We start from the raw sequence: 12,680 nt of genomic DNA, 5'->3' as shown, positions 1-12,680 counted from the left end.
AACCCGGCCCGGCTCTCCCGGGCTTCACCTGCCACGTCCCCCGTCTCCGGTGGACCTGCCCTGTCCGTCATGACCACGAGGAACGCCTTTCCGTACGGGGGAGCAGCGCGGCGGCACCCGCGAGGGCGGCCGCGAGGACGACGACGGCGATGACCAGCGCTGCCCGGCTGCCCCACAGCGTCCAGGCGGCACCGAACCCGGCGGCGGCGAGCAGTCGGCTCAGTGCCTGGCCCGTTTGCAGCAGGGCCATGCCGCTCGCCTGCCGTGCCGCGGGCAGGGCCGGCCCTGCCAGGGCCATGAGTACGCCGTCAGTGGCGGCGTAGAACACGCCGACCAGTACCAGCACACCGGCCAGCAGGACGGTGCCGTCACCGACGGCCAGCAGCAGCACGTACGCGGCGAGCAGCGCGGCGTGGCCGAAGAGGAAGGGCACCCGGCGCCCGATGCGGTCCCCGAGCCGCCCCGCGGGCACCGCCAGCAGCAGATAGACCGCGGCGGTGCCGAGCGGCAGCAGGGGGAACCAGCGCACCGCGAAGTCCAGTTGCTTCTGAAGCAGCAGGTAGACGAACGAGTCGCCGATGGTGGCGGCACCCAGCAGGGCGGCGGCCGCCATGATGCGCCGGAAGGCGGCGTCGCGCAGCGGCTCGGCGATCCTGCTGCGCAGCGGGACCCGCGGCCCGGCGGCTGGTGCGGCCACCGGCCCCAGGGCGGCGCGCCCGGGTACGAACGCGACCAGCAGCAGAACGCCGAGCAGCCCGACGCAGAAGCTGACGACGAACACCGCGTCGTAGGCGTCCGCGGTCGCCCACAGCAGGGCGAACGCGGCCAGCGGCCCGAGCAGCGCGCCCGTGGTGTCCATCGCGCGGTGCACGCCGAACGCCCGGCCCAGCGCGTCGGGCGGGCTGCTGAGCGAGATCAGCGCGTCGCGCGGGGCGGTCCGTACGCCCTTGCCGATGCGGTCGGCGGCGATGGCCGCGCTGATCCCGGCCGTACCGCCGCCCGCGAGCAGCAGGCCCAGCCGGGACAGCGCGGACAGCGCGTAGCCGGTGCCGGCCACCAGTTTGTGCCGCCCGCCCCGGTCGGCGGCATGTCCGCCGGCCAGCCGCACGAGCGCGGTGACACCGTTGTAGAGCCCGTCCAGGAACCCGAACTGGAGCGGGGAGAGGCCGAGCTGGAGGACGAAGTAGAGCGGCAGCACCGCGGTGACCATCTCGGAGGAGATGTCGGTGACCAGGCTGACCGTGCCGAGCGCGAGGACCGGGCCGGCGACGCGGCCGCGCGTCAGCTTCGTGGTGGCGGCGGCCGCGTCCGTGGTGGCGAGATACATGGCGGGTGGTTCCCGGGCCGGTCAGTGGCACTGGTAGGACGGGCTGCTGTCCTTCGTCTTCCCGTCCGTGCCGACCAGGTCCCAGGAGAACCCGTCGTCGTGGAAGTTCAGCTTGACCACGCCGAAGGTCTTGGTCAGCCGCTTCTCGCTGTTCGGCTGGACCTCCTCGATCTTGTACGGGTTGGCGCCGCCCATGCCGGCGAGCAGCTCGACCGGGCCCTTCGGGTCGGCCTTGCCGTCCGGGTTCTGCGGCGCGAAGCGCTCGTAGTGGTGGTCGTGCCCGTTGAGCACCAGCTCCGCCTTGGCGTCGTACAGCGCCTTCCACACCGAGCGGCTGACCGGCTGGTTGCCGTGCTCGCCGGAGGAGAACAGCGGGTGGTGCCAGTAGGCGGCCACGCACTTCTTGGAGTTGGCGGCGAGGTCGTCCTTGAGCCACTTGGTCTGGGTGGAGTCCAGGCTGTTGGAGTCCAGCGCGACGAAGTGCCAGTTGCCGTGGTCGAAGCTGTAGTAGCTCTTTCCCTTGGGGTAGGCGACGGAGCCGAAGTAGGACTTGTACCCGGCCAGTTTGCCGTCCGGGTCGTACGTCTCGTGGTTGCCGGCCACCGGGTGGGTCTTGGCCTTGAAGGCGCCCCAGGAGGTGTCGTAGTACTTCTTGAAGTCCTTCAGCCGGGCGTCGTCGTACTGGTTGTCGCCCATGGTCAGGACGAACTCCGGGTCGATCTTCTTGACCTGGGCCGCGGTCTTCGGGTGCACGCAGCTGCTGCTGCTCGCGGTGCACCGCTCGGCGATGTCCCCGGCGGCGACCACGGTGAAGGCACCGGCCTTGGCGGCCGTCCGCTCGGGCGCGGCGTCCGCGCGCCCGGCCGGCGACCACAGCACCGCACCGCCGACGAGCGCGAGGACCACGCCCGCGGCGGTGGGTATGCCGGTGCGGGGGTTGGTGAGGAAGAGCCTGGCCGGGCGGGTGCTGCGGGACTTCGCGGCGCGGGGGGTGGGCGTCATGTCCGTCTCCTCGGTCGGCGGAGGTGCCGTTCGAGGGAATCTTGACGACGGCACATGTACGCGTCAATGAGTCCGACGGAGAATAGTTAGGAAACTTTCCTACTCACTGCCGCGCCGCGCCGCTCACACCAACTCCGCCGCGTAGAAGCACAGATGGTCCTTGATCTGCTCGACCGCGGACTTCGGCGCAGGGTAGGCCCACGCGATGTCCTCCGGGCCACCGGAAAGTGACCAGTAGGAGGCGTCTCCCTTGAACGGGCAGTGGGTACGGGTTCCGGACGGGACCAGCAGATCCGTCCGGACGTCCTCCGGCGGCAGGTAGTAGCGCACCGGACAGCCGGTCTCGTGGAGCAGCAGCGGACGGCGGCTGTCGGCGACCACCTGGCCGTCGTGGACGACCCGGACGTGCTCGGTGCCCTGCTCGACGGTGATGCGGTGACCTGGTACGGACGGCATGACGGTTCCTCTCCGGACGGGTGCGACGACAGGACCCAGCGTGGCACCGCGCGGCGGTCGGACGGCCGACCCGACGACGGCGCGCCCCCGGACGACCGGGGACACGCCGTGCAACGCCGCCGTACGCCGTCCGGATTCCCGGCCGCCGCACCTTCGCTACACCTCCCGGATGCCTCGTCCGGCCCATTCCGGAGCGGGTCCGGCCGCTTCGGCCAGCCCCGCCAGCCGTTCGTGCGCCTCCTCGGGCAGCGGCGCGGCCCGCCCCTCAGCCTGGTGGACGTGCAGGGCGAAGATCTCCTCGGTGGCCACCGGATCGCCGGCCGTGTCCCCCACGTACATCTCGTGGACGAAGCGCGCCTTCTTCGCGCTCACGCCCAGGACCGTGGTCCGTACGAGGAGTTCGGCGCCCCGCGGCACCTCCGCGAGGTAGCGCACATGCGCCTCGACCGTGTAGAGCGAATGGCCGGTACGGGCGCGGTAGGCCGCGTCGAGACCGGCCGCGTCCATGAGGGCGTCCGTGGCGAAGCCGAAGACCAGGACGTAGTACGCCTCGGAGAGATGGCCGTTGTAGTCGATCCAGTCGTCCTGGACCGTCCGCCGGAACAGCGGCAGCCGCGCCGTCACCGGGCGGGCCCGTCCAGCCGGCCGGTCGCCCGCAGCACGTCGATGACGCCCTGGTCGCGCTCGGCGACGAGCTGCGCGTACGTACGGCCGTCGGCGGCCCGGTCGCAGCCGTCGACCACCGCGTCCCGCAGCGCCCGGTCCAGCTCCGGGGCCTCCAGCCGGGTCCACGGGGACTTCAGCGACGGGCCGAAGTGGTCGAGCATGTGGGCCATCCCGCCCTCGCCGCCGGCCAGCGCGAACGTCAGCATCGGGCCCATGAACGCCCAGCGCAGCCCCGGCCCTTCGGTGATCGAGGTGTCGATGTCCTCGACCGTGGCCTCACCGTTGGCGACCATGTGCAGCGCCTCGCGCCACAGGGCCTCCTGGAGGCGGTTGGCGATGAAGCCGGGCAGCTCCCGGTCCATGGTGATCACGGACTTGCCCGCCGCCTCGTAGAACTCCGCGGCCCACTCGACCGCCGTACGGTCGGTCCGCTCCCCGCCGGCCACCTCGACCAGCGGGATCAGGTAGGGCGGGTTGAACGGGTGCCCGACGACCAGACGGCCGGGCGTGGCGGCCGCCGTCTGCATGTCGGTCATCGGATAGCCGGAGGTGGAGGAGGCGATGACCACGCCGGGCGGGGTGGCGGCGTCGAGCTGGGCGAGCAGGTCGCGCTTGAGCTCCAGCTTCTCGGGGGCGCTCTCCTGCACGAACTCGGCGTCGGCGACGGCTTCGTCGAGGGTCGGCGCCATGGTCAGGCGGCTGGGCGAGGCGCCCTCGGCCAGGCCGAGCTGCTCCAGGGCCGGCCAGGCGGCCGTGACCAGGCGGCGCAGCTTGTCCTCGGCGTCCGGCGCGGGGTCCCAGGCGGTCACGTCGTAGCCGCGGGCGAGGAAGTGGGCGACCCAGCCGCCGCCTATGACACCGGCGCCGATGCACGCCACACGGCGTACGGAGGGGGGAGGGGTGGGGGACATGAGGACTCCTGGGGGCGAGGGGGCGAAAGGGCGAGGGGGGCTTCAGCCGCGCGGCTTCAGGCCGAGGCGGGCGCGGGCCTGGTCCGGGGTGGCGACCGTCGCACCCAGCAACTCCGTGATCTGCACGGCCCGTTCGACCAACTGGCCGTTGGTCGCCTTGACGCCCTTGCTCAGGTAGAGGTTGTCCTCCAGACCCACCCGGACGTTGCCGCCGAGCAGGATGGACTGGGCGACCCACGGCATCTGCATCCGGCCGAGCGCGAAGCTGGCCCACTGCGCGCCCTCGGGGAGCATCGCGACCATCGACTGGAGCACGCCCGGGTCGGCCGGCGCGCCCCACGGGACGCCCATGCACAGCTGGAAGACGGTCGGGTCGTCGAGCAGCCCTTCGGCGAGCAGTTGCTTGGCGAACCACAGCTGCCCGGTGTCGAAGATCTCCAGCTCCGGCCGTACGCCCAGTTCCTGGATGCGCGCGGCGCCCGCGCGCAGCATGTCGGGCGTCGAGACGTAGAGGTTGGAGCCCTCGCCGAAGTTCAGCGAGCCGCAGTCCAGGGTGCAGATGTCGGGCAGCAGTTCCTCGACGTGCGGCAGCCGCTCCAGGCCGCCGACCAGGTCCGTACCGGGCAGGTGCCGCAGCGGCTCGTCCGGGTCGATGACGAGGTCGCCGCCCATCCCGGCGGTCAGGTTGATGACGACGTCGGTGCCGGTCTCCTTGACGCGTTCGACGACCTCGGCGTACAGGCGCGGGTCGCGGGACGGGGCGCCGGTCTCCGGGTCGCGTACGTGGATGTGGACGACGGCGGCGCCGGCCGAGGCCGCCTCGACGGCGGACTCGGCTATCTGCTCGGGGGTGACGGGCACGTGCGGCGAGCGGCGCACGGTGTCACCGGCTCCGGTCAGCGCACAGGTGATGATGACCTCGTTGTTCACGGCGGGTCCTTCGGTCGGTGGGGGCAAAACGGCAGGGGAGCCGCCTGCTCAGGGGGCCAGTTCGTGGTCGATGAAGGTGAGCAGCGCGGCGTGCATGGTGTCGGGGCCGGTGCTGTCGGGCGCGGTGGCCAGCACCTGGGTGGCCAGGCCGTCGATGAGCGCGGTCAGCCGCAGCGCGGTGGGCTCGGGGTCCACGGAGCGGAAGACGCCCTGGTCGACGCCCCGTCGCAGGACTTCGGCGACGGTGGTGCGCCACTGCCGGTAGTAGTGCTCGTGCAGCTGTCCCACGGCGGTGGAGCGCGCGGCCTGTGCCCACAGGTCGAGCCAGACCAGCCACTGCCGCCGCTGCTGTGCGGTGCGCGGCGTCTGCAGCGCGATCAGGTGCAGCAGTTCGGCGCGGGCGTCCGGCGCGTCGGCCAGGCCCGCGGCGCGCCGCGCGGTGTCCTCGTCCATGCACCAGCGCACGGCCGCCTCCAACAGCTCGTCACGGCCGGGGAAGTGGTAGTGCACGGCGGCCGTGCTGGTGCCGCACGCGGCGGCGATGTCGGCGACCCGGACGCCGTGGAAACCGTGCTCGGCGATCAGCCGGACCGTCTCCCGGACGATCTGCAGCGGCCGGCCGCCCTCGGGCACCGCGGCCGGCTCCCGGCCCCGGGCCGGCGCCGGGGAGCCGCCCCGGGAGCCGAGTAGCCACGCCACGCCCACGCCGCCGATGTCCGCGACGCGCACGATCTCGGCGAGGGTGAATCGCCGGGTGCCGCCCAGCGACCTGGACAGCTTCGAGGGGTCCATCACGATGCGCCGGGCGAACTCGCGGCGGCTGCAGCCGAGGCGGTCGACCACCTGCCGGACGCGGTCGCGCACGTCGCTGTCGTCGGGGACCCGGGTGCCGGGGTCTTCGTCCATGGGCATGGTCAGGGACCGTAACAGTGTGTTGAGATCATCGCAACGACCGCAACAGTGACGAGTGAGGTTTTACCCGTGGCAACAGCGGTGCCTGACGAGTGTTGAGAACTGACTGATGCGTAAGTCAGCCAAGCGGGCGCCGCCGGTTCCGGCCTCGCGGCCGGCTCCGTACCGGACACCGATGGACCGGCCACGTATGGGGCAAATGTGGCAAAGTTGCGCACATGGCTGACCGGGGAGCGAAGCGGCCGACCGTGTCGGTGCCGGACGACTGGCCCGCTCATCCGGACCTGACGCTGGCCCTCAACGGCATGGGCGGCTTCGACTGGGACCTCGACAGCGGCCGTATGCACATGGACGGCTCCGCTCTGGAGGTCTTCGACCTGCCGCCGGAGGAGTACGACTCCGACCCGGCCACCCTGGGCTGCCGTCTGCCGCCGGACGAGGCGGCCCGCCTGGACGGCGTCGTCGCCCAGGCGCTGAAGGACGGCAGCGACTCCTACGGTGCCTACTTCCGCGTCCGGCTGCGGGACGGCACCGTGCGCTGGACCCACACCCAGGCCAGCATCCGCCGGGACGGGGCCGGCACGCCGCACCGCATCATCGGCGTCGTCCGGGACGCCAGTCAGGAGTACGCCCAGGCGGCGGAACGGGCCCAGGCGCACGCACGCAGGCTGCGCAACACCGGCCTCGTCGAGCGCACCACGGCGGCCCTCGCGCACGCCAGGACCGTCCGCGACGTCATCGGCGTGCTCGGCGACGACCAGGCGCTGACCCGGCTGGGCGCGCGGAACGTCATCGTCGGCCTGGTCGAGGCGGGCCGCATCCGGGTGGTCCACGAAGGGCAGCCGGGCAGCTTCGTACCGCAGCACGAGGTGGTGCGGGTCGAGGAGGAGTTCCCGATGAGCGAGGCGGTGCGCACCCTCCAGCCGTGCTTCATCCGCTCCCGCACCGAGTTCGCCGAACGCTACCCGGCACTCTGGCCGCACCTCGAAAGGATGGACTTCGGCTCCGCCGCGTACCTGCCGCTCATCGCGCAGGCCCGGCCGATCGGGGTGGTGGGCCTGTTCTACCGCTCGGAGAACCCGTTCGGCGTACAGGAGCGCAACCTGCTGGTGGCGCTCGGCTCCAGCGTCGCGCAGAGCCTGGCCCGCGCCATGCTCTACGACCAGGAGCACGACCTCGCCGAGGGCCTCCAGCAGGCCATGCTGCCGCGCCGCATCCCCGGCATCCCCGGCGCGCAGATCGCCGTACGCTACCGGGCCGCCCGGGCCGGCCGGGACATCGGCGGCGACTGGTACGACGTGATCCCGCTGCCCGAAGGCCGGGTCGCCGCGGTCATCGGCGACGTCCAGGGGCACGACACCCACGCCGCGACCGTGATGGGCCAGCTGCGGATCGTGCTGCGCGCCTACGCCGCCGAGGGGCACCCGCCCGCCACCGTCATGGCCCGCGCCTCCGCCTTCCTCGGCGAACTGGACACCGACCGCTTCGCCACCTGCACGTACGCGGACGCCGACCTGGCCACCGGGACGGTGCGGCTGGTGCGCGCCGGGCACGTGGACCCGCTGCTGCGGCATGCCGAAGGGCTGTGCCGCCGCCTGGAGGTGGCCGGCGGCCTGCCGCTGGGCATAGCGACCGGTTTCCGCGACCTGGACTACCCCGTCACCACCGTCCACCTGGGCATCGGGGAGACCCTGGTGCTGTACACCGACGGGCTGGTGGAACAGCCGGGCATCGACATCGAGGACGGTGTACGGCATCTGGCCAGAGTGGTCCGCGACGGCCCCCAGGATGTCCAGCAACTGGCCGACCGGCTCTGCGACCTGGCGGCCGAGCAGACCGGCGACGACGACATGGCGATGCTGATCCTGCGGCGCGGTGGTGAGCCCGCCGCGCCGGCCGCCGGACGGCTCCAGCAGCACGTCGCACCCGACGACGCCCAGGGGCTGTCCGCCGCCCGCCACATGATCCGCGCCGCGGTACGGGCCTGGGGCGCACGGGAGCGCGCGGACGAGGTCGAACTGGCCGCCGACGAGCTGATCACCAACGCGCTGCTGCACACCGACGGCGCGGCGGTGGTGACGGTACGGATGCCGCACGGCACCGACCGGCGGCTGCGTCTGGAGGTGGCCGACCGCTCCAGCGCCCTGCCGCGCCGCCACGACAGCGACGAGTCCGCGATGTCCGGCCGCGGACTGCTGCTGGTGGAGCGGCTGTCGGATGTCTGGGGTGTGGAGCCGCGCGGCAACGGAAAGTGCGTATGGTGCGAGTTCGACTGTCCGTGACGGCCGGTACGGTCCCCGGGAGCGGGACGGCCGCGCCGGCCGTACGGCAGGACACCCGCGGCAGCCGCCCCTGAACGGGGGCGCCGTGGCGGACAGCGGACAGGGCACAGTTCGAACGGCCGCCGAGTGAGCGGCATGGCGGAATGGGGACACGCGCTATGGAACCGGGGCCTGCGCAGCAGTGGGGCGACGCCCGCCGGACGGCGGCACGGCTGGACGCGGAGCACGTCCGCGCCGTCGCCCTCACCTGGGTCGACAACGCGGGCATCGCCCGTACCAAGACCGTGCCGACGGCCCGGCTGGCACCCGCCGTGCAGCGCGGCGTCGGCATGTCACCGGTCTTCGACGTCTTCACCTCCGACGACGCGATCACCGCGTCCGCGCACCTCGGCGGGCCCGACGGCGACCTGCGGCTCTTCCCCGACCTGGAGCGGGTCACGGTGCTGGCGGCGCAGCCCGGCTGGGCCTGGGCGCCGGTCGACCGCTACGACCAGCTCGGCACGCCGCACCCCGGCTGCCAGCGGCAGTTCGCCCGCCGCATGGTGGACCGGGCAGCCGACGCGGGGCTGGTCCTCCAGATGGGGTTCGAGACGGAGTGGGTGGTCACCCGCGCGCCGGAGGCCGGCGGCGGCCGCCCCGACGGTGCCGCGGGCGCCGGCGAAACCCTGGACTATCCCTGCGCAGGCCCCGCCTACGGCATGACCCGCGTCGTCGAACTCTCCGACTACCTCCGCGACGTGGCCGAGGCGCTGGCCCTCCAGGACATCGACGTCCTCCAGCTCCACCCCGAGTACGCCCCGGGCCAGTTCGAGGTGTCCACCGCGTCCGCCGACCCGCTGCGCGCCGCCGACGAACTGGTCCTCGTCCGGGAGACCGTACGGGCCGTCTCGCTCCGGCACGGCCTGCGGGCCAGCTTCGCGCCCTCGGTCGTGGCCGGCCAGGTCGGCAACGGCTGCCACCTCCACCTCAGCCTGCACCGCGGCGAGCGCAGCCTGCACCGGGACCGGGACGCCGAATGGAGCCTGGACCCGGACGCCGTACGGTTCCTCGGCGGCGTCCTGGAGGCGATGCCCGCCCTGCTCGCCGTCGGCTGCCCCTCACCCGCGAGCTACCTGCGGCTGGGCCCGTCCGTGTGGGCCGGCGCCTACCAGTGCTGGGGCGTGGAGAACCGGGAGGCCGCGCTGCGCCTGGTCACCGGCGCCCCCGGCGACCCGGACGGCGGCCACGCCGAGATCAAGCCGTTCGACGCCGCCGCCAACCCCTACCTGGCGGTCGGCGCGGTCATCGCCGCCGGGCTGCACGGCCTGTCCACGGGCGCCGCGCTGCCCCCGCCGGTCACCGGCGACCCGGGCGTCCTGGGCGTCCGCGAGCGCGCCCGGCGCGGCATCGTCCGGCTGCCCTCGTCGCTGACCGAGTCCACCGACCGGCTGGCGGAGTCGGCGGTGCTGCGGGAGGCGATGGGCGAGGTGCTGTACGGCGCCGTGATCGCCGTACGCCGTGCGGAGGCGGCGCACTTCGCGGACAGCGAGCCCGAAGAGATCGCCGCGGCGACGCGCTGGAGGTACTGATGGCTGCGCCCGCCCTCGTGTCCGCTCCCGGTCCCGCCCACGGACGGGGGGACCGATGACCGCACAGGCCCCCGACGGCGCCCCCGACAGCGTTCCGGACCCCTTCCCGGGCCTGCCGCCACTGATCGACCAGCACTGCCACGGCGTGCTGCGCGGCGACCTCTCGGCCGCCGAGTTCGAGTCGTACCTGACCGAGTCGGACCGGCCCGCCGCCGCGGGCACGACCTTCTTCGACACCCAGGCGGGCTTCGCCGTCCGCCGCTGGTGCCCGCCGCTGCTCGGTCTCGCGCCGCACTGCGCGCCCGGCGCCTACCTCGCCCGGCGGCGCGAACTGGGCCCGGCCGAGACCCGCCGCCTGCTGCTGGGCGGCACCGGCATCGGCACGTACCTGGTGGACACCGGCCTGCCCGGCGACCTCACCGGGGCGCACGAGACGGCCGAGGCGGGCGGCGGCACCGGGCACGAGATCGTCCGCCTGGAGACGCTGGCGGAACGGGTCGCGGCAGGCGTACGGGCGGCCCGGACGGCGGGGGAGGAGACCGCGGACGCGGCAGCCGAGGTGTTCGCCGCCGGACTCGCCGACGCCGTACGGGACGCGGCCCGCACCGCCGCGGGCTTCAAGTCCGTCGCCGCCTACCGGCACGGGCTCGCCCTGGCCCCCGAACCGCCCACCGCCGCCGACGTCGTGACCGCCGCCCGCGTCTGGCTCGCCGCCGGCTCCCACCGCCTGGCCGACCCGGTCCTGCTGCGCCACCTGATGTGGCTCGCCGTCGGCACCGGCCGCCCCCTGCAACTGCACACCGGCTTCGGCGACCCCGACCTGCGCCTGCACCACGCCGACCCGGCGCTGCTCACCGACTTCGCCCACGCCACCGCGGGCACCGGCACCGACCTGATCCTGCTGCACTGCTACCCGTACCACCGCCAGGCCGCCTACCTGGCCCACGCCTTCCCGCACGTGTACGCCGACGTGGGCCTGGCCCTCGGGCACACCGGCCCGCGCGCGGCGGCCGTGCTCGCCGGATTCCTGGAACTGGCCCCCTTCGGCAAGCTGCTCTTCTCCACCGACGCCTACGGCCTGCCGGAGCTGTACACCGTCGGCAGCGCCGCCTTCCGTACGGCGCTGGCGGAGGTGCTGACCGGCTGGGTGCGCGCGGGCGCCTGGTCGGCGGCGGACGCCGACCGTGTCGCGGCGCTGGTCGCGGCCGGTAACGCCCGCCGCGTGTACGGCCTTTCGGAGGGCCGGTAGCCCTGCGTCCGATGTCATGATCAGGACACCCAGGTAAGTGGCATCACCACGGACCGTGCTTTACTGCCCCGTGCCTCCTGCCATATCCACCCCCAGGTCCCGACCTCCACTGCACACCCGCCTCTTCGCCGACCTCACCCCGCTGCGCACCTCCGCCGACTACCGGCGCCTGTGGTTCGGCAACACCGTCTCCTGGGTCGGCCAGCAGATGACCGCCCTGGCCGTCTCCCTCCAGGTGTACGCCCTCACCGGCTCCACCTTCGCCGTCGGCGCGGTCGGCCTGTGCTCCCTGGTTCCGCTGGTCGTCTTCGGGCTGTACGGCGGCGTCATCGCCGACACCGTCGACCGCCGCAAACTCGGCCTGTACAGCGCGGTGGGCGCCACCGTGCTCTCCGTCGCGCTGGCCGCCGCCGCGCTCGCGGACGTACGCCAGGTCTGGGTGCTTTACACGGTCGTCGCCCTCCAGGCCGTCTGCTTCGCGATGAACGCGCCCGCCCGCTCGTCGATGATCCCGCGCCTGCTGCCGCCCGAGCAGCTGCCTGCCGCGAACGCCCTCAGCTCGCTCACCAGCAACCTCGGGATGATGGGCGGCCCGATGCTCGGCGGTGTCTTCGTCGGCCTGTGGGGCTACCAGGCCGCCTACCTGATCGACGTCGGCTGCTTCTCGGCCGCGCTGTACGCCATGTGGCGCCTGCCCGCCATGCGCCCCGACCACGGCGGTGGCGACGAGGCGCCGCGCCGCCCTTCCGTCCTGGAGGGACTGCGCTTCCTCGCCACCCGGCCCAATCTGCGCATGACCTTCTTCGCCGACCTCGCGGCCATGGTGCTGGCCCAGCCCCGCGCCCTGTTCCCCGCCGTCGCCGTCCTCTGGTTCGGCGGCGACGCCAAGACGGTGGGCCTGCTCGTCGCGGCGCCCGCCGTCGGCGCGGTGCTCGGCGCGCTGTTCTCCGGATGGCTCGGCGCCGTCCGCCGGCACGGCCTGGCGATCCTCGTCTCGGTCGCCGCCTGGGGAGCGGCCGTCGCCTGCTTCGGCCTGACCCGGCACCTGTGGCTCGGCCTGTTCTTCCTCGCCGTCGCCGGGTGCGCGGACACCGTGTCGATGGTCTTCCGCGGCACCATGCTCCAGGCCGCCGCGCCGGACCGGATGCGCGGCCGGCTGCAAGGTGTGTTCATCGTCGTGGTGGCGGGCGGCCCCCGGCTCGGCGACTTCCTGGCCGGATCGGCGGCCGACCTCGCCTCACCGGCCGTGGCGGTCGTCGGCGGGGGACTCGCCTGCGTCGTGACGGTGCTGCTGCTGGCCCTGTGGCGGCGCGACTTCGCCCGCTACGACGCCCGCGACCCGCAGCCCTGACGGGTGGGTCCTGGGGGCCGGCCCCC

Annotated in this window: 11 protein-coding genes; 4 read left to right on the top strand and 7 right to left on the bottom strand. The window is 73.5% G+C overall.

What is annotated here, in order from left to right; genetic code table 11:
- Nucleotides 1–67 precede the first annotated feature (67 nt).
- The 7 genes from OEIGOIKO_RS04960 to OEIGOIKO_RS04930 form a co-directional block, all read right to left on the bottom strand.
- Nucleotides 68–1,327: an MFS transporter gene (locus tag OEIGOIKO_RS04960; RefSeq protein ID WP_125052215.1), complete on the bottom strand. Its 1,260-nt coding sequence runs from the start codon at nt 1,325–1,327 to the stop codon at nt 68–70.
- A gap of 21 nt (nt 1,328–1,348) precedes the next feature.
- The gene (locus OEIGOIKO_RS04955; RefSeq protein WP_125052213.1) at nt 1,349–2,329 is read right to left on the bottom strand and encodes a metallophosphoesterase family protein; all 981 of its coding nucleotides are present in this window, start codon (nt 2,327–2,329) and stop codon (nt 1,349–1,351) included.
- A 123-nt stretch (nt 2,330–2,452) separates the two neighbouring features.
- Nucleotides 2,453–2,785: a DUF427 domain-containing protein gene (locus OEIGOIKO_RS04950; protein ID WP_125052211.1), complete on the bottom strand. Its 333-nt coding sequence runs from the start codon at nt 2,783–2,785 to the stop codon at nt 2,453–2,455.
- 156 nt (nt 2,786–2,941) lie between these two features.
- Nucleotides 2,942–3,409, bottom strand: coding sequence for a thioesterase family protein (locus OEIGOIKO_RS04945; RefSeq protein WP_125052209.1), 468 nt, complete (start codon nt 3,407–3,409; stop codon nt 2,942–2,944).
- The gene (locus OEIGOIKO_RS04940) at nt 3,406–4,362 is read right to left on the bottom strand and encodes a 3-hydroxyacyl-CoA dehydrogenase NAD-binding domain-containing protein (RefSeq protein ID WP_125052207.1); all 957 of its coding nucleotides are present in this window, start codon (nt 4,360–4,362) and stop codon (nt 3,406–3,408) included. Before OEIGOIKO_RS04940 ends, OEIGOIKO_RS04945 begins: the two co-directional genes overlap by 4 nt.
- A 42-nt stretch (nt 4,363–4,404) precedes the next feature.
- Complete coding sequence (locus tag OEIGOIKO_RS04935; RefSeq protein ID WP_125052205.1) at nt 4,405–5,292, bottom strand: beta-keto acid cleavage family enzyme; 888 nt, start codon at nt 5,290–5,292, stop codon at nt 4,405–4,407.
- 48 nt (nt 5,293–5,340) lie between these two features.
- The gene (locus OEIGOIKO_RS04930; protein WP_125058444.1) at nt 5,341–6,198 is read right to left on the bottom strand and encodes a TetR/AcrR family transcriptional regulator; all 858 of its coding nucleotides are present in this window, start codon (nt 6,196–6,198) and stop codon (nt 5,341–5,343) included.
- 224 nt (nt 6,199–6,422) lie between these two features.
- Between OEIGOIKO_RS04930 and OEIGOIKO_RS04925 the strand changes: the two genes are divergently transcribed.
- From OEIGOIKO_RS04925 to OEIGOIKO_RS04910, 4 genes are all read left to right on the top strand, one after another.
- A complete protein-coding gene (locus tag OEIGOIKO_RS04925) occupies nt 6,423–8,486 on the top strand; it encodes a SpoIIE family protein phosphatase (RefSeq protein WP_125052203.1) in 2,064 nt (687 codons plus the stop codon).
- A 158-nt stretch (nt 8,487–8,644) separates the two neighbouring features.
- Nucleotides 8,645–10,054, top strand: a complete 1,410-nt coding sequence (locus OEIGOIKO_RS04920; protein ID WP_125052201.1) for a glutamine synthetase family protein — start codon at nt 8,645–8,647, stop codon at nt 10,052–10,054.
- A gap of 55 nt (nt 10,055–10,109) precedes the next feature.
- Nucleotides 10,110–11,303 carry an amidohydrolase family protein gene (locus OEIGOIKO_RS04915; RefSeq protein ID WP_125052199.1) on the top strand — a complete coding sequence of 398 codons (1,194 nt, stop codon included), beginning with the start codon at nt 10,110–10,112 and terminating at the stop codon, nt 11,301–11,303.
- A 70-nt stretch (nt 11,304–11,373) separates the two neighbouring features.
- Nucleotides 11,374–12,654 carry an MFS transporter gene (locus OEIGOIKO_RS04910; RefSeq protein WP_246177205.1) on the top strand — a complete coding sequence of 427 codons (1,281 nt, stop codon included), beginning with the start codon at nt 11,374–11,376 and terminating at the stop codon, nt 12,652–12,654.
- Nucleotides 12,655–12,680: the final 26 nt, after the last annotated feature.

Origin of the sequence: Streptomyces paromomycinus, assembly GCF_003865155.1 — a bacterium.
Classification (GTDB): Bacteria; Actinomycetota; Actinomycetes; order Streptomycetales; family Streptomycetaceae; genus Streptomyces; species Streptomyces chrestomyceticus.
The sequence above is the reverse complement of the archived record's forward strand: the minus strand, read 5'-3'. Positions and strand labels throughout refer to the sequence as shown.